This is a genomic window from Cupriavidus sp. SK-4, assembly GCF_000611125.1.
In the GTDB taxonomy this organism is placed as follows: Bacteria; Pseudomonadota; Gammaproteobacteria; order Burkholderiales; family Burkholderiaceae; genus Cupriavidus; species Cupriavidus necator.
The window spans coordinates 1-16,851 of sequence record NZ_JFJW01000138.1 but is presented as its reverse complement, the minus strand read 5'-3'; the positions used below and the strand labels follow the sequence as shown (position 1 = coordinate 16,851).

The 16,851-nt window shown below is 67.3% G+C and carries 18 protein-coding genes; 11 read left to right on the top strand and 7 right to left on the bottom strand.

The window, feature by feature from the left end:
* Positions 1-22: 22 nt before the first annotated feature.
* The 3 genes from CF68_RS27595 (at position 23) to CF68_RS27585 (ending at position 1,995) form a co-directional block, all read left to right on the top strand.
* Positions 23-607 carry a peptidylprolyl isomerase gene (locus CF68_RS27595; RefSeq protein WP_035825172.1) on the top strand — a complete coding sequence of 195 codons (585 nt, stop codon included), beginning with the start codon at positions 23-25 and terminating at the stop codon, positions 605-607.
* Between the two features lie 23 nt (positions 608-630).
* The gene (locus CF68_RS27590; RefSeq protein ID WP_035825170.1) at positions 631-1,131 is read left to right on the top strand and encodes a peptidylprolyl isomerase; all 501 of its coding nucleotides are present in this window, start codon (positions 631-633) and stop codon (positions 1,129-1,131) included.
* Positions 1,132-1,197: 66 nt separating this feature from the next.
* Positions 1,198-1,995 carry a UDP-2,3-diacylglucosamine diphosphatase gene (locus tag CF68_RS27585; protein ID WP_035825167.1) on the top strand — a complete coding sequence of 266 codons (798 nt, stop codon included), beginning with the start codon at positions 1,198-1,200 and terminating at the stop codon, positions 1,993-1,995.
* Between the two features lie 30 nt (positions 1,996-2,025).
* Here the strand turns inward: CF68_RS27585 and cysE are convergent, their stop codons facing one another.
* On the bottom strand, positions 2,026-2,769 hold the full coding sequence (cysE, locus tag CF68_RS27580; protein ID WP_035825307.1) for a serine O-acetyltransferase: 744 nt from the start codon (positions 2,767-2,769) through the stop codon (positions 2,026-2,028).
* A 305-nt stretch (positions 2,770-3,074) separates the two neighbouring features.
* Positions 3,075-3,905 carry an RNA methyltransferase gene (locus CF68_RS27575; protein ID WP_369798914.1) on the bottom strand — a complete coding sequence of 277 codons (831 nt, stop codon included), beginning with the start codon at positions 3,903-3,905 and terminating at the stop codon, positions 3,075-3,077.
* 191 nt (positions 3,906-4,096) lie between these two features.
* Here CF68_RS27575 and CF68_RS27570 point away from each other — a divergent pair, with 191 nt between their 5' ends.
* The 6 genes from CF68_RS27570 to CF68_RS27545 all read left to right on the top strand — a co-directional run bounded on the left by CF68_RS27570 (position 4,097) and on the right by CF68_RS27545 (position 10,947).
* Positions 4,097-4,915: an inositol monophosphatase family protein gene (locus CF68_RS27570; RefSeq protein ID WP_035825162.1), complete on the top strand. Its 819-nt coding sequence runs from the start codon at positions 4,097-4,099 to the stop codon at positions 4,913-4,915.
* 223 nt (positions 4,916-5,138) lie between these two features.
* The gene (locus CF68_RS27565; RefSeq protein WP_010808971.1) at positions 5,139-5,354 is read left to right on the top strand and encodes a YdcH family protein; all 216 of its coding nucleotides are present in this window, start codon (positions 5,139-5,141) and stop codon (positions 5,352-5,354) included.
* Positions 5,355-5,367: 13 nt separating this feature from the next.
* Entirely contained in the window at positions 5,368-6,480 is a 1,113-nt protein-coding gene (gene ppk2, locus CF68_RS27560; protein WP_035825161.1) for a polyphosphate kinase 2, read from the top strand.
* Positions 6,481-6,532: 52 nt separating this feature from the next.
* Complete coding sequence (locus tag CF68_RS27555; protein WP_035825160.1) at positions 6,533-6,967, top strand: universal stress protein; 435 nt, start codon at positions 6,533-6,535, stop codon at positions 6,965-6,967.
* A 234-nt stretch (positions 6,968-7,201) separates the two neighbouring features.
* Positions 7,202-9,901, top strand: coding sequence for a DNA mismatch repair protein MutS (gene mutS, locus CF68_RS27550; RefSeq protein WP_035825157.1), 2,700 nt, complete (start codon positions 7,202-7,204; stop codon positions 9,899-9,901).
* Positions 9,898-10,947: a hypothetical protein gene (locus CF68_RS27545; RefSeq protein WP_035825155.1), complete on the top strand. Its 1,050-nt coding sequence runs from the start codon at positions 9,898-9,900 to the stop codon at positions 10,945-10,947. Before mutS ends, CF68_RS27545 begins: the two co-directional genes overlap by 4 nt.
* A 72-nt stretch (positions 10,948-11,019) precedes the next feature.
* Here CF68_RS27545 and CF68_RS27540 read toward each other — a convergent pair whose 3' ends face one another.
* Entirely contained in the window at positions 11,020-11,547 is a 528-nt protein-coding gene (locus CF68_RS27540) for a peptidylprolyl isomerase (protein WP_026201125.1), read from the bottom strand.
* 11 nt (positions 11,548-11,558) lie between these two features.
* Between CF68_RS27540 and CF68_RS27535 the strand changes: the two genes are divergently transcribed.
* Positions 11,559-12,764 carry a cupin domain-containing protein gene (locus tag CF68_RS27535; protein WP_200872599.1) on the top strand — a complete coding sequence of 402 codons (1,206 nt, stop codon included), beginning with the start codon at positions 11,559-11,561 and terminating at the stop codon, positions 12,762-12,764.
* Between the two features lie 199 nt (positions 12,765-12,963).
* Positions 12,964-13,197 (top strand): hypothetical protein, encoded by a 234-nt coding sequence (locus tag CF68_RS38730; protein WP_084187469.1) that lies wholly within the window; start codon positions 12,964-12,966, stop codon positions 13,195-13,197.
* Between the two features lie 93 nt (positions 13,198-13,290).
* Here CF68_RS38730 and CF68_RS27530 read toward each other — a convergent pair whose 3' ends face one another.
* The 4 genes from CF68_RS27530 to CF68_RS27515 form a co-directional block, all read right to left on the bottom strand.
* Positions 13,291-14,079 carry an MBL fold metallo-hydrolase gene (locus CF68_RS27530; protein WP_035825149.1) on the bottom strand — a complete coding sequence of 263 codons (789 nt, stop codon included), beginning with the start codon at positions 14,077-14,079 and terminating at the stop codon, positions 13,291-13,293.
* Positions 14,080-14,146: 67 nt separating this feature from the next.
* Positions 14,147-15,379: an outer membrane protein assembly factor BamC gene (bamC, locus tag CF68_RS27525; protein WP_035825146.1), complete on the bottom strand. Its 1,233-nt coding sequence runs from the start codon at positions 15,377-15,379 to the stop codon at positions 14,147-14,149.
* Positions 15,380-15,427: 48 nt separating this feature from the next.
* Positions 15,428-16,312, bottom strand: coding sequence for a 4-hydroxy-tetrahydrodipicolinate synthase (gene dapA, locus CF68_RS27520; RefSeq protein ID WP_035825144.1), 885 nt, complete (start codon positions 16,310-16,312; stop codon positions 15,428-15,430).
* Positions 16,313-16,449: 137 nt separating this feature from the next.
* Positions 16,450-16,851, bottom strand: a 402-nt coding sequence (locus tag CF68_RS27515) for a hypothetical protein (protein ID WP_035825142.1), incomplete at its 5' end; no start/stop codon positions are given.

The following is a 16,851-nucleotide window of genomic DNA, read 5'->3' as shown; positions in this document are numbered from 1 at the left end:
CCAGACTTACCGGAGTTCCTTCATGATCCGTTCCCGTCGCATCGTCCTGGCCGGCCTGGCCGCAGGCGCCCTGGCACTGTCCTCGTTCAGCGCAATGGCGCAGCAAAAGGCCGCCGAGCGCGTCCAGTTCGTCACCAGTGCCGGCAAGTTCACCGTCGAGCTCTACCCCGAGGCCGCGCCCAAGACCGTCGCGAACTTCCTGGAATATGTGAAGAGCGGCTTCTACAGTGGCACCATCTTCCATCGCGTGATCAATGGCTTCATGTTGCAGGGCGGCGGCTTTGACCGCGACATGAAGGAAAAGCCCACCCGTGCGCCGATCCCGCTGGAAGCCCGCGGCGGCCTGAAGAACAAGGCCGGCACGGTGGCCATGGCACGCACCAGCGACCCCAACTCGGCCACCGCGCAGTTCTTCGTCAATGTGGTGGATAATCCGAATCTCGACTACCCGCAGCCGGACGGCAACGGCTACGCAGTCTTCGGCAAGGTGGTGGAAGGCATGGAGACGATCGACAAGATCAAGAGCGTGCCGACCACGGCCTACGGCCCCATGCGCAATGTGCCGGCCGCGCCGATCGTGATCGAGTCGGCCACCGTCGTCAAATAACATTACCGAACAGAGGAAATCCCATGTCCAAGGTCCAGCTCCACACCAACCAGGGTGTCATCACCATTGAACTCGACGCCGAAAAGGCCCCGAAGTCGGTCGAGAACTTCCTGTCGTACGTGCGCAAGGGCCACTACGACAACACCATCTTCCACCGCGTGATCAAGAACTTCATGGTTCAGGGCGGCGGCTTCGAGCCCGGCATGAAGCAAAAGGGCACCGACGCCCCGATCGAGAACGAAGCCGGCAACGGCCTGAAAAACGACCGCTACACCGTGGCCATGGCGCGCACCAACGCCCCGCACTCGGCCACCGCGCAGTTCTTCATCAACGTGGTCGACAACGACTTCCTGAACTTCTCCTCGCCCACGCCGCAGGGCTTCGGCTATGCCGTGTTCGGCAAGGTGGTCGAAGGCACCGACGTGGTCGACCAGATCAAGGCCGTGCGCACCGGCAGCTCGGGCTTCCACCAGGACGTGCCGCTGGAAGACGTGGTGATCGAGAAGGCCGTCATCGTCGACTAAGCCGATGCCTGCCGATTGCGGTTCCGTGCGCATCCACGTGCCGGCTTTCCCCTTCCGACACCGCGCATGACCGCGATCCCCCACACGCCGGTGGCCGGTCCCTTCGAGGCACAGGCGCCGGCGTGGTTCATTTCAGACCTGCACCTGACGCCCGGCATGCCCCGCACGCTGGCGGCCTTCGAGCGCACGCTCGAGCGCGCCGCACAGCACGCGCGCACGCTGTTCATCCTGGGCGACTTCTTTGAATTCTGGATCGGCGACGAAGAAACCGATTCGCCTTTCGCGCAGCGCGTGACCGGCGCCCTGCGCGCACTGGCCGCGCGCGGCGTGGCCGTGTACCTGATGCACGGCAACCGGGACTTCCTGCTGGGCCAGCGCTTCGCCAGCGCTGCCGGTGCCAGCCTGCTGCCCGACCCCGCCGTGATCCACTGTGCCGGCCAGCGCGTGGTGCTGAGCCACGGCGACATGCTGTGCATCGACGACGAACGCTATAACCGCTTCCGCCGCTGGACCCGCAAGCGCTGGGTGCAACGCGTGTTCCTGGCACTGCCGCTGAGCGCCCGTCTGTCGATCGCCCGCAAGCTGCGGGCAGACAGTGAAGGCAACCGCGCCAGGCAGCTGAGCGCAGGTGCGGCCGTTCCGGTGATTTATGGCGATGTGGCGCCCGCCGCCGCGGCCGAGTTGCTCGGTGCCGCCGGCGCGTCGCTGCTGGTGCATGGACACACGCACCGCCCGGCACGGCATGAAGAAGCCGCCGGCGTGCGCTGGGTGCTCACTGACTGGGACCTGGACGGCGCCCATCCGCGCGCCGCGGTGCTGCAACTGGATCGCAACGGCTTCCGCCTGTTGCCGCAGACTGACTGAGCGGCAGCGCCGGCCCAGTCCCCTTCCCGCTCACTTCATCAGCCTGCGCAGTTCGCTCGCGTCGAAGGGATCGTTCGGCGTGTTCTCCAGGTGTTCGCCAAGCCGATCGAGCGCGGCCAGCACCGCCTCGATGCGGTCGTGCTGGCGCCCCGCATTGTCGATCAGGCTCTTGAGCGCCAGCGACACCGGATCGTCCGCATTGGGCGTGATGCCGTAGGCCGAGAACTCCTGCTTGGCACCCTGCTGCGCCGATGGCGCATCCGGCAGGATGATGCGGGCCGGGATGCCCACCGCGGTCGCGCCCGGCGGCACCGGCTTGAGCACCACCGCGTTGGAGCCCACGCGCGCGCCGTCGCCCACCACGAATCCGCCCAGCACCTTGGCGCCCGCGCTCACCACCACGTTGGCGCCCAGCGTGGGGTGCCGCTTCTGCCCCTTGTACAGCGAGGTGCCGCCCAGCGTCACGCCCTGGTAGATGGTGCAGTCATCGCCAATCTCGGCGGTCTCGCCGATCACCACGCCCATGCCGTGGTCGATGAAGACGCGCCGGCCCAGCTTGACCGCCGGATGGATTTCGATGCCGGTGAAAAACCGCGCCCAGTGCGAGATCCAGCGCCCCAGCCAGTGGAAGCCCGCGTTCCAGCATCCATGCGCAAAGCGGTGGAACACCACGGCATGCAGGCCGGGGTAGCAGGTCAGCACTTCCAGGCGGCTGCGCGCGGCGGGATCGCGCAGCATGATCGTGTCGATATCTTCCTTCAGGCGAGAGAACATCTTGGTCGTGTCGTGTTGCCGCGCCGTGCGCCGCGCCACGCGGGCTGGTGCCCGGGGCAGGGTCGCCGGCGAGGTCAGTGGCCGGTGGGGACGGGATCAGGGAGTGTAAGTGATTTGCCGGACCCGCTTCGGGTGCCGGTGTTTGGCCCCTGATCCGTCAGGGACATTGCGGCGATGCTGCGATCAACATCGCCCGGGCCTGCGCAAACCCGCAGCCGCAAGGCGACAGCGCGCGCGCTTGCCGCGCGTGCCTGCATCGCCCTGCATCGAATCGCTCCGGTTTGCTGCCACTGTCCTTGCTCCTGTCACCGGTCCTTGTGCGGGCCCGGCTGGTTCTGCGCGGCGATCAGCATATGCTTGGCGATGCCGCGCAGGATATTCACTTCCTCGCGCTCCAGGCCGCTGCGTGCCAGCAGCCGGCGCAGCCGTGTCATCAGCCTGCGCGGGTTGGAGGGATCGAGAAAGCCGATTGCCTCCAGGCCCGTCTGCAGATGGCCGAACATGGCCTCGACCTGCTCGGCCGTGGCCGGCTCACCAGCATAGCCGATATTGGCGCCGGCGTCCGGGGCCGCCTCCAGCAGCGCCAGCCGCATCTCGTAGGCGATGAGCTGCACCGCCTGCGCAAGGTTGAGCGAGGTGTAGGCGGGATTGGCGGGGATATGGGTGACGGCGTTGCAGCGCTCGACCACTTCATTGGGCAGGCCATAGCGCTCGTTGCCGAACACGAAGGCAACGCCGCCGCTGCCGGACAGCGTCTGGCGCGCGCGTTCCGCGGCCGCGCGCGGCAGCAACCGCGGCGGGCCGAATTCGCGGTGGCGCGCGGTCATGGCCACGGTCAGTGCGGCGCCGGCCAGCGCCGCGTCGACCTGGTCGACGATGAGCGCGCCCGCCAGCACATCGTCGGCGCCGCTGGCCATGGCGATGGCGTCGGGGTGCCGCAGCACATCCGGCTCGCGTGGCGAGACCAGCACCAGGCTGCCGAAGCCCATGGTCTTGATCGCGCGCGCCACCGAGCCCACGTTGCCCGGGTGGCTGGTTTCGACCAGCACGAAGCGCACGCGGCCGAAGGCGTCGCCGCCGGTGTCGCCGCTGTTGCCATCGGCAGCGGGCTGGCTCGTATCAATTGCCGGGTTCATATACAATTCGGGGTTCTTCTTTGGCGCGGCGCCAGGTTTTTGCTTGCTCGCGAGACTCTCGCGGCACATTTGCAGCAGAACCGGCGACGCCCGACGTTCTTCTACAATCCGTTGTGTTGTCAGCTGCCCATGAGCGGGCGTGCGGCGCTTTTGCGCCCCGCCGCGTCGTCGTGGCCGGCCTGGAGAGATTCATGCATCCGATGCTCAATATCGCCATCAAGGCGGCCCGCAAGGCGGGATCCATCATCAACCGCGCGTCGCTCGACGTCGATCTGGTGCGCGTCTCGCGCAAGCAACACAACGATTTTGTCACCGAGGTGGACCGCGCCGCCGAAGCCGCGGTCATCGAGATCCTGCGCACGGCCTACCCGGAACACGGCATTCTAGCGGAAGAATCCGGCCAGTCCTGGGCCGAGGGCGAAGACTCCCACGAGTACACCTGGGTCATCGACCCGCTGGACGGCACCACCAACTTCATCCACGGCTTCCCCCAATACGCGGTCTCGATCGCCCAGCTGCACCGCGGCACGCCCGTGCAGGCCGTGGTCTACGACCCGACCCGCGACGAGCTCTTCACCGCCAGCAAGGGCGCCGGCGCCTTCCTGAACAACCGCCGCATCCGCGTCACGCGCCGCGACAAGCTGGCCGACTGCCTGATCGGCACCGGCTTCCCGTTCCGCGACCTGGAAGGCCTGGACGAATACATGGAATTGTTCGCGCTGATGACCCGCAGCTGCGCCGGCCTGCGCCGCCCGGGCGCCGCCGCACTGGACCTGGCCTATGTGGCCTGCGGCCGCCTGGACGGCTTCTTCGAGCGCGGCCTGCAGCCGTGGGACATGGCTGCAGGCATGCTGCTGATCACCGAATCGGGCGGCCTGGTCGGCAACTACGCCGGCGAGCCGCGCCAGATGGAACAGGGCGAAGTGCTGGCCGGCAATCCCAAGGCGTTCGCCCAGATGGTGCGCCTGCTGTCGCCGTTCTCGCTGGACAACGCCAAGCCCGCCGCCTGACACTGGCACATGGCCTGACGGCCAGATCAGCCGTACCCCGACGCCCGCCGCACCCCGGCGGGCGTTTTGCATGGTGCGCCCCGCCCGCCACCGCGCCTTGCACTGCAGACCTTTCCCATTCCCCAGACGGCCATGATCCTCGTCAAGGTCGCCCCACCCTGTGCTCCCCAAAATGAAACCATGCGCCACGCCCCGTGCGCGCGGATCCAGCAGGAGAGCCAGCATGTTTCCCGAATACCGCGACCAGATCACCACCCTGAAGACGCAGGATGCCCGCTTCGCGCGCCTGTTCCACCGCCACAATGCGCTGGACCAGGAAATCCACAACATGGAGTCCGGGCTGGTGCCGGCTTCCACCTTCGAGATCGAGCGGCTGAAGAAAGAGAAGCTCCTGCTCAAGGACCAGCTCTACGCGATCCTGCGCAACACCGCAGCCTGACGGAGGACCGCAGATGACCGATCGCGACACCATCCAGCCTTCCCATGCCGCCGCCCCGCCACGTGCCCGCGCCACGGCCAGGGGCGACGTGCTGCCGACCAACTCGGCGCTTTCAGCCCAGCGCAATGAAGTCGACAGCGCCGTCGACGCCGCGGTGCAGCTGGTGGCCAGCAGCATGCAGGACATCCTGGCCAGCCGCGCCGGCCACGGCGCCGACATGCTCGACGCCATGCGCACGCTGCTTGACGGCCTCGCGCCCGACGAAGCCGCGCAGCTGCGCAGCCTGATCTTCGAAGGCGATCCCGCCGCGTGGCAGGCCGGCCGCAAGCGCCATCCGGACGACGAGCTGTCCGCGGGCTGGCGCGAAGGCGCGTACCCGTACCAGAACCTGATGTCGCGGCGCAATTATGAGAAGCAGAAGTACCGCCTGCAGGTGGAGCTGCTCAAGTTCCAGGCCTGGGTGCGCGAGACCGGCCAGCGCGTGGTGATCGTGTTCGAAGGGCGCGACGCCGCCGGCAAGGGCGGCACCATCAAACGCTTCATGGAACACATGAACCCGCGCGGCGCGCGCGTGGTGGCGCTGGAAAAACCCACCGAGGCCGAGCGCGGGCAATGGTACTTCCAGCGCTATGTGCAGCACCTGCCCTCAGCCGGCGAGATCGTGCTGTTCGACCGCTCCTGGTACAACCGCGCCGGCGTGGAGCACGTGATGGGCTTCTGCTCGCAGCGCGAATACCAGGACTTCCTGCAGCAGGCGCCGGACTTCGAGCGGCATCTGGTGCGCAGCGGCATCCACCTGTTCAAGTTCTGGTTCTCGGTCAGCCAGAAGGAACAGCGCCGGCGCTTCCGCGAGCGCGAGATCCACCCGCTCAAGCAATGGAAGCTGAGCCCGGTCGACGTTGCCTCGCTGGACAAATGGGACGACTACACCGAGGCCAAGGAGGCAATGTTCGCCCACACCGACACCGCCGATGCGCCGTGGACGGTCATCCGCTCGGACTGCAAGAAGCGCGCGCGGCTCAATGCGCTGCGCTCCATCCTGTCGCGCTTCCCCTACGGCAACCGGGACACCACTGCCATCGGGCAGCCCGATCCGCTGATCGTGGGACGCGCGCTGGCCAACTGAACTCGCCCCCCAACTCCCGCATTTCTTCCGTTTCCCCTTTTCCGAGGCCCCTATGTTCAAGCACATCCTGCTGCCCGTCGACGGTTCCGAACTTTCCCACAAGGCCGTGTCCGCCGCCATCCAGTTTGCCCGCACCGCCGCGGCGCGCCTGACGCCCTACATGTGCGTGGAGACCTACCCCTACATGGTGGGCAGCGACAGCACCCATGAGCGGCGCGAGGTGTTCCAGCAACGCGTGGAAGCACTGGCGCGCCAGGAACTGGTCAAGATCGAGGCTGCGGCGGCAATGGCCGGCGTCCCCTGCGCGGGCCACGTCACGGCCGCCAGCGCCCCGTATCACGGCATCATCAACGCCGCCCGGGACCTGGGTTGCGACGTCATCTTCATGGCCTCGCACGGCCGCAAGGGCATCAGCGGGCTGCTGCTGGGCAGCGAGACGCAGAAGGTGCTGACCCACAGCGACGTGCCAGTGCTGGTGTTCCGCTGACGGCACGCCGCCAGCCCCGAAGCCGTGCCAGATCCGGCCCGCGCGGCGCGGCAACCGCTGCCCTGTGCTGTACCATATCGCCCATATTCGAAAACGCCCCTTCGCGCCACGGCCCCAGGCCGCCGGATGACCGCCCGGACGCCCCGCGCGGCCGCCATCCGGCTTGCGCAAGGCGGTGATCCGAGCGGAGCGGGCAGCATCACGCAGGCCCACCGCCAGACAGGCTAAATGGCAATGGGATTGCAGAAGAAAACCGACCCGGAACAGGCGCAGGCAGATTCGGCCGCAAGCCGCCACACGCCCATGATGCAGCAGTATCTCCGCATCAAGGCAGACCACCCCGACACCCTGCTGTTCTACCGCATGGGTGACTTCTATGAACTCTTCCACGACGATGCCGAAAAGGCCGCGCGCCTGCTCGACATCACGCTGACCGCGCGCGGCGCCTCCAACGGGGTGCCGATCCGCATGGCCGGCATCCCCTTCCATTCTGCGGACCAGTACCTGGCGCGCCTGGTCAAGCTGGGCGAATCCGTGGCGATCTGCGAGCAGATCGGCGACCCGGCCACCAGCAAGGGGCCGGTTGAGCGCAAGGTGGTGCGCATCGTCACCCCGGGCACGCTCACCGATGCCGCGCTGCTGCCGGACAAGGCCGATACCTTCCTGATGGCGGTGCACCAGCAGACCACGCGCCGCGGCGTCAGCAAGACCGGGCTGGCGTGGCTGAACCTGGCCAGCGGCGAGCTGCGCCTGATGGAATGCGAGGCGGCACAGCTGGGCCGCGAGCTGGAGCGCATCCGCCCGGCCGAGCTGCTGTATGCCGATGGCATCGAGCTGCCCGCGCTGGCGTGCGCGCGTACCCGCCTGCCCGAATGGCATTTCGACCAGGACGCCGGCACGCGCCGGCTGCGCGAGCAGCTGGGCGTGGCCAGCCTGGACCCGTTCGGCTGTGCCGGGCTGGGTGCCGCGCTGGGCGCGGCCGGCGCGCTGCTGAACTACGCCGCCACCACGCAGGGCCAGTCGCTGCGCCATGTGCAGGGCGTGAAGGTGGAACGCGAATCGGAGTACGTCGGCCTGGATTCCGCCACGCGGCGCAACCTGGAACTGACCGAGACCCTGCGCGGCGGCGAGTCGCCGACGCTGTTCTCGCTGCTGGACACTTGCTGCACGGCCATGGGCAGCCGCGCGCTGCGCCACTGGCTGCACCACCCGCTGCGCGACCCGGCGCTGCCGCAGGCACGCCAGCAGGCCATCGGCGTGCTGATCGACCAGGGCACCGATGCCTTGCGCGCGGCACTGCGCCGGCTGGCCGACGTCGAGCGCATCACCTCGCGGCTGGCGCTGCTCAATGCGCGGCCGCGCGACCTGTCCTCGCTGCGCGACACCTTGCGCGCGCTGCCGGACGTGCAGGCCTGCATCCGCGACGACCAGGGCAGCACCTTGCTGGCGCAGACCCTGCACGACCTGGCCGTGCCGCAGGACTGCCTGGACCTGCTGGTGCGCGCCGTGGCCGAAGAACCGGCCACCGTGGTGCGCGACGGCGGCGTGATTGCGCGCGGCTACGATGCCGGCCTGGATGAACTGCGCGACATCTCCGAGAACTGCGGCCAGTTCCTGATCGACCTGGAAACGCGCGAACGCGCCCGCACCGGCATTGCCAACCTGCGCGTCGAGTTCAACCGCGTGCATGGCTTCTATATCGAGGTCACCAACGGCCAGGCCGACAAGGTGCCCGACGACTACCGCCGCCGCCAGACGCTGAAGAATGCCGAGCGCTACATCACGCCTGAGCTGAAGGCCTTCGAAGACAAGGCGCTGTCGGCGCAGGACCGCGCGCTCGCGCGCGAGAAGCAGCTCTACGACGGCCTGCTGCAGGGGCTGCTGCCGCATATCGGCGAGCTGCAGCGGGTGGCCGGCGCGCTGGCGCGCCTGGACGTGCTGACGGCACTGGCCGAGCGCGCGCAGACGCTGGACTGGTCCGCGCCGGAGCGCGTCGCCGAGAACGTGGTCGACATCGTGCAGGGCCGCCATCCGGTGGTCGAAGGGCAGCTCGCGGCGGAGTCAGTGGCGTTCATCGCCAACGACTGCCAGCTCAATGAAGCGCGCAAGCTCTTGCTGATCACCGGCCCGAACATGGGCGGCAAATCGACCTTCATGCGCCAGACCGCACTGATCGTGCTGCTGGCCTGTGTCGGCGCCTACGTGCCGGCACGGCGCGCGGTGATCGGGCCGATCGACCGCATCTTTACCCGCATCGGCGCCGCCGATGACCTCGCGGGCGGCCGCTCCACCTTCATGGTCGAGATGACCGAGGCCGCCGGCATCCTGCACCACGCGACCCCGGCTTCGCTGGTGCTGATGGACGAGATCGGGCGCGGCACGTCGACGTTCGACGGGCTGGCGCTGGCCTGGGCGATCGCGCGCCACCTGCTGTCGCACAACCGCAGCCATACCCTCTTCGCCACGCATTACTTCGAGCTGACGCAGCTGCCGCAAGAGTTTCCGCAGGCAGCCAACGTGCACCTGTCGGCAGTCGAGCATGGTGATGGCATTGTCTTCCTGCACGCGGTGCAGGACGGCCCCGCCAGCCAGAGCTACGGCCTGCAGGTGGCGCAGCTGGCCGGCGTGCCGCAGCCCGTGATCCGCGCCGCGCGCAAGCACCTGGCCTGGCTGGAGCAGCAATCGGCCGACGCCACGCCCACGCCGCAGCTGGACCTGTTCGCGGCACCGCCAACGCCCGAGGGCGACGAGGACGACTTCGGCGCCGCCCCGGCGGCCGTGCCCGCGCCGCTGGCACCCGCGCTCGCCCCCGAACAGGCCGCGCTGGTTGATGCGCTGGCCGACCTGGACCCCGACACCCTGACGCCGCGCGCCGCACTGGAGGCGCTGTACCGGCTCAAGGCACTGGCAGGCGAGGCGCTCGACGCCGCATGAACCCTGCACGCCGTGCCCTGCTTGCCATGCTGCTGCCGCTGCTTTGCACGGCCGGCATGGCATGGGCTGCGCCCGCGGGCCGCGGCGGCAAGGCATCGGCCAGGCCACAGCTGACGCGCATCGCGCTGATCGCCGACCTGCCCCAGTGGCCGGCCGCGGAGGCCAAGGCGGCAGCGCTGCTCGACTACTTCGGCGAGCGCAAGCTGGACCTGGTCATTCATGCCGGCGGCATCAAGGGCGATACGGAATCGTGCAGCGATGCGGTGCTGGGCAGCCGCCAGCAACTGCTGGACCAGTCGCCGCTGCCGCTGGTCTACGTGCCCGGCGAGACCGACTGGTCCGAATGCCGGCTGCCGGTCAACGGCGGCTTTGACGCGGTCGAACGCCTGAACCGGCTGCGTGAGCTGTTCTTCCCAGAGGACGCCACGCTCGGCCGGCATCCCCGGCCGCTGCTGCGGCAGTCGGACCAGGCGCTGTTCCGGAGCTTCCGCGAGAACATGCGCATGGAGGTGGCCGATATCCTGCTCGTCGGCATGAACCTGCCGGGCGACAACAACCACTACCGCAACGAAGGCGGGCGCAACGGCGAGTTCGAGGACCGGCGCGAGGCCAACCGCCAGTGGCTGGCGCGCGCGTTCTCGGTGGCGCGGCAACGCGACCTTAACGGCATCGTGGTGGTGGTCCACGCCGACCCGCATTTTGCCAACGGCTGGGAGAAGAAAGGCCGTCCGACGCTGCTGGACGGCTTCATGCGCCACCGCACCCGCGATGGCTACCTGGAATTCAAGCGCCAGCTGCGCGAGCTGGCCGGTCGTTTCCGCGGCCAGGTGCTGCTGGTGCATGCGGGCGGAAACGGCGCCAACGGGGCCGACAACGGCTTCGGCATCGACAAGCCGCTGCGCGACGCGGCCGGCAAGGTCATGCAGAACTTCACGCGCGTGTCGCTGCCCGCCAACACGGTCTCGCAATGGGCCGAGCTGGTGATCACGCCTGGCGCGGCGTCGCCGTTCGCGGTCATGCTCAAGGACGCACCGGTGTCGCACTGAGACGGCTTGCGGGTCGGCCGAAAATGAAAAAGCCGGCTGCGGCCGGCTTCTTCACAGGGTGCGGAAATACGATCAGTGCAGCGTGCGCGGCGTGTCGTCGTCCTCGTCCTCGTCCACAACTTCAACGCCCGAGGCGCCATGGGCGTGGCCGTGCTCGATTTCCTCGGCGGTGGCCTCGCGGACTTCAGAAACCTTAAGCCAGAAGCGCAGCGCCATGCCGGCCAGCGGATGGTTGCCATCCAGCACGACCTTGTCTTCGGCCACGTCGGTCACGGTGTAGATGACGGAGTCCTCTTCGTCGCCATCTTCGGGCATGCCTTCGAACTGCATGCCGACTTCCAGCGGCTCGGGGAAGCGGTTGCGCGGCTCGACCTTCACCATATCGGCGTCGTAGTCGCCGAACGCGTCTTCCGGCTCCAGCTGCAGCTGGGTCTCGAAGCCCGCGTCATGACCGTCGAGCGCTTCCTCGATCTTGGGGAACGTGCCATCATACCCGCCGTGCAAATAAACCATGGCTTCATCTGACTCCTCGATCAGATTGCCTTGCGCGTCCGACAGCTTGTACATCACGGACACCACAGTATTCTTAGCGATTTTCAATTCTTGACTCCATGAACGATTCCGCATTATACGCGCAGGCCCTGCCCCCTGGCCCCGTCGATCCAGACACTCCGCTCGACCTGCTTGGTGGCATGACGCCTGCTGCATTCATGCGGGATATCTGGCATCGCAAGCCCCTGCTGATTCGACAGGCAGTACCCGGAATCGTGCCGCCTGTGTCGCGCGAGGCTCTTTTCGACCTGGCCGACAGCGATGACGTCGAATCGCGCCTGGTGACGCACTTCCGCAATCGCTGGAAACTCGCGCATGGCCCATTTGCGCGCGAAAACCTGCCCGGCGTCAAGGCCCGCCAGTGGACCCTGCTGGTGCAAGGGGTAAATCTGCACGACGCCGCCGCGGCGGAACTGATGGGCCGCTTCCGTTTCGTGCCCGACGCACGCCTGGACGACCTGATGATCAGCTACGCCACCGACGGCGGTGGCGTGGGCCCGCACTTCGATTCCTACGACGTGTTCCTGCTGCAAGTCTCGGGCCGGCGCCGCTGGCGCATTTCGTCGCAGACCAGCCTTGAGCTGATCCCGGACATGCCGCTGAAGATCCTCGCCGACTTCAACGCGGAACAGGAATGGGTGCTCGAACCCGGCGACATGCTCTACCTGCCGCCGCAATATGCGCACGATGGCATTGCCGAAGGCGAATGCATGACCTGCTCGATCGGCTTCCGCGCGCCGGCCTACCGCGAGCTGGCCGGGCATTTCCTGGCCTGGCTGTCTGAAACGGTCGAAGACAACGAAGAACTCGGCGGCCGTTATGCCGACGCCGGCGAGCGCGCCGCCACGCGGCCCGCACAACTGCCCGCCGGCATGGCCAAGGCAGTCGCCGAGCGGCTCAAGGCGCTGCAATGGAATAGCCAGATGGTGTCTGAATTCCTCGGCAGCCATCTGTCCGAACCCAAACCTGGCGTTGAATTCGCAGAGATACCTGACATGCCGTTGCGCCGTTATGCGACACTGGCGGCCCGCCATGGTGTGGTACTGCCATCGGCATCGATTGCTCTTTACGACCGCGCGAATTTCTTCCTCAATGGAGAAGCCTACGAGCCGCCGGCCGAACTGATGCAGTGGTTGAAAAAGTTGGCCGATTATCGGCAGCTTAGTGGCGAAGATGTTGCGGCGTGCGCGGATCTACCCGATCTGATGGAAACTTTCCATCACTGGACGCTGGAAGGATGGCTGCAATTGGGCCCGCGGCTGTAATAATACGTAACATTGCGAATCAGTAAATTTCGGCGCTACACAAGCCGGGAAAACGCGGATATAATTGTTGGCTGGCTAGTACTGTGGACCATTGCATTTATCGGGACCCGGGAGGGCCTCTATTTTGCAGTTCAAGAGCGATAATTACCGGTAATTATTCATCGCCTGTTTTTCGTTATTACAAGTTAAAGGACGAACAATGAAGAAGTCTCTCCTGATCGCATCGCTGCTGGCCGCTGTTGCTCTCGCCGCTTGCGGCAAGAAGGAAGAAGCTGCCGCTCCGGCCGCTGAAACGGCTGCTCCGGCTGCCGCCGCTCCCGCTGCTGAAGCTTCGGCTCCCGCTGCTGAAGCCCCGGCTGCTGCCGCTACGGCTCCGGCTGCTGACGCCTCGGCTCCGGCTGCTGACGCTTCGGCTCCGGCTGCCAAGCAGTAATCGGTTCCTGACCGATGAAAAAACCGGCCTTCGGGCCGGTTTTTTTATTTGGGCGCCGCTACCGCACTGCGCCCTGCTGCATCCATGCATCCCTCAGGCGCGCACCGCCTGCCAGTCCAGGCCCTCGTCCTGGTCTGCCACCAGCACCTCGGACGGCAGCGCACCCAATGCCACCGCCAGCGCTCCCGTTGCCAGCTCACGCGTATTGTTCTGCTTGCTGAGGTGGGCCGCGACCACGCGGTTCAGGCCGGCATGGGCAACTTGCGCCAGGATACTGGCCGCCACTTCATTGGCCAGGTGGCCGAAGTCCCCGCCGATGCGCCGCTTCAGCGAAGCCGGATACACCGAATTGCGCAGCATCTCGCGGTCATGGTTGCATTCCAGCACCAGCGCATCCACGCCTGCCAGGCGCGCCGTCACGTAAGGCGTCTCCATGCCTGCATCGGTCAGCACGCCCAGCCTTGCCTGCCCGTCCGACAAGACGAACTGCAGCGGCTCGCGTGCATCGTGCGGCACGGTGTACGGCAGCACCTGCAGTCCGCCGATGGCAAAGGCATGGTCGGCGCCGCAGACGCGCACGTCGGCTGCATCGGCGCCGCGCAAGTGCGAGGTCGCCAGCCAGGTGCCGTGGCTGGTGTACACCGCCAGGCGGTGGCGGGCGGCAAAGGCGTAGGCCGAGCCGACGTGGTCACCATGCTCGTGCGTGACCAGCACGGCGTCGAGCTGGTCCGGCGCGACGCCCAGGCGCTCCAGGCGCCGGGCGGTCTCGCGGATGCCGAAGCCGCAGTCCAGCAGCACGCGCGTGGTGGTGGTGTCTTCGCGGGATTCGATCAGCAGCGAGTTGCCCTCGCTGCCGCTGCCGAGGAAGGCGAAGCGCATCATGGCCGCGCCCTCCCCGCCAGGCGCCGGCCAGGACGGCCGGCTGGCAAGCCAGCAGTCATGCGCCGGCTCAGTGCAGTTGCTCGTCGATCAGCGACAGGATGCGCTTGCCGATTTCGCCGTTCTCAGGCTGGCCGGCATCGTTGAGCACCGTCACCAGCGTGCCGCTGCCCGTGCCCTTGAGCGACACGCGATACTTCTTGGCAGTCTTGGAATCTTCCGGCTTGGTGAACAGCTTGGAGAAGAAGCCACGGCTGTCGGCAACGGTGCGCGGGTCGACATAGCGCACGTAGTACAGGCCCTGGCCGCGGTCGCGGTCTTCAACGGTGAAGTTCACGCGGTCCAGCGACAGGCCGACCGAACGCCAGGCGCGGTCGAACGGCTCGGGCAGCTGCAGCGCCGGGGCGCCGTTGACCTGGGCCAGATACGACTTGGCCGGCGCGGCGCCATCGGCACCAGCAGCGGCTGCGGTGCCGGCAGCGGCGGCCGTGCCCGCGGCGGCTGCGGTATTGCCCGCCGCCGCCGGGTTCTTGGCCATGCGGTCAGCCTGTTCCTTCTGCACGCCCAGGCGCTGGGCCAGGCGCGACAGGAATTCGGCTTCCAGCTCAGGATCGGCCGGACGCGGGGTCCAGACAGTGCTCGACTTGTCGATGCCGGTCAGCTGTTCCTGCGCGCCGCGGTGGCTGATGAAGACCTCCAGCGTGCCGTTCTGCGAACGCTCGACGCGGGTGCGGAACTTGTCGCGCTCCGAGGTCGAGTACAGGCCGTCGAAGACCTTGCCGATGGTGTTGCGGATGATGTCCTGCGGGATCTTGGCGCGGTTCTCGGCCCAGTCCGTTTCCATAATGCCGGTCTCGGGCGAGTCCTGCACCAGCAGGAAACCGCTTTCCTGCCAGAAGCCGCGCAGCTGCTGCCACAGCTGGTCGCCGCGCATGCCGTTGCTGATCACCAGCCAGCGCTGGTTGCCGTCGCGCTCCATGCGGATGCCCTGGGCGGACGGCAGCACGTTCTCGCTCGGGGACTGCTCGCGCACCTTGGTGGCCTGGCTGTACGTCGACAGCGTCGAGGTGCCGTTCGCATCGGGCACCGAATAGCGGCGATCGCCCTCCAGCTTGGTCAGGTCGGGCGGGATATCCAGCGTAGGCGTGCGCTTCGAGGCCGACGACTTGTAGTCGATCTTGTCCGGCTGCATCGCTTCGTTGATGCTGCTGCAGCCGGTGATCACGCCAGCGGCGAGCACGGGCACAACCAGGGCGGCGCGGCGGACTTGCGTCGCGCCGCGGCGGTTAAGCTTCAGTTTCATTGACACGCAATCCTAGTAGGTGGTGCGACAGCAGGACGCCGCGAAAGATCAGGCCAGCAGGCCGGCGGCGGCCAGTGCCTTGCGTACATAGTCGTGGTTGGCCTCGGACAGAGGGGTCAGCGGCAGGCGGATACCGCCTTCCATCCTGCCCATCTGCTGGAGCGCCCACTTGACCGGGATCGGGTTGGCCTCGATGAACATCGCCTTGTTCAGCCCGATCAGCTCCATGTGCAGGCGGCGCGCGGTGACGACGTCGCCCTTGAGCGCCGCGACGCACATCTCGTGCATCTTGCGCGGTGCCACGTTGGCGGTGACCGAGATATTACCGTGGCCGCCCAGCAGGATCAGCGCAACCGCGGTGGGGTCGTCGCCGCTGTAGATGGCAAAGCCTTCCGGCGCGGCCTTGATCAGCTGCGCGGCGCGGTCGATATTGCCCGTCGCTTCCTTGACGCCGACGATGCCCGGCACCTGCGCCAGGCGCAGGATGGTCTCGTTGTTCATGTCCGCGACCGTACGGCCCGGCACGTTGTACAGCAGCACCGGCAGCTCCACCGCTTCGGCGATGGTGCGGAAATGCCGGTACATGCCTTCCTGGGTCGGCTTGTTGTAGTACGGCACGACCTGCAGCGACGCATCGGCGCCCACCTTCTTGGCGAAGGCGGTCAGTTCGATGGCCTCCTTGGTGGAGTTGCCGCCGGTGCCCGCGATGATCGGGATGCGCTTGCCGGCCTGTTCCACGGCAACGCGGATCAGTTCGCAGTGCTCCTCGACGGAAACCGTCGGGGACTCGCCGGTGGTGCCCACGATCACGATGCCGTCGGTGCCTTCGGCCACGTGCCAGTCGACCAGGGCGCGCAGGGCCGGGAAGTCCAGGCTGCCGTCTTCATGCATCGGGGTAACGATGGCGACAATGCTGCCGGTAATCTGTGTCATAACGTTAAGGAATTCGGGATGCGAATAACGGGATTGTACCGGAACCGCAGGCCGCTTCGACCGCCGCCCGGACAGGGGTTGATACCAACTGTTTCAACGTGTGCAGCGGCATTCTCGCCGACAGCGCCATGCCTGGCTCAGGCGTCGAGCCGGTAGCGTGCCGGCGCGGGCGCATCGGCGCCGGCGGCCGCCTCGCGCACCGCACATATCCGCTGCACGAAGGCTGTTTTCGGCACTTCGACCACGCCATCCTCATAGGCGACCACGCGCAGGCCATACTGGCGCGCCACTTCGAGCAATTCGCCCGGCCGCAGCAGGAAATCCGGCCGCGACGGCTTGCCGACGGTTTCATTGCCTGCGGCAAAGGTCTCATAGATCCACATGCCGCCGGGCGCCAGCGCCGCCGCCAGGTGCGGCCACAGCGGCCGGTGCAGGTAATTGGTGACGACGATGGCGTCGAACGGCGCCTCGCCGGCCAGCGGCCAGGCGCCCTGCTCCAGCTCGGCCACCCGGCCGGTGACGCCGGCCGGCAGGCCGGC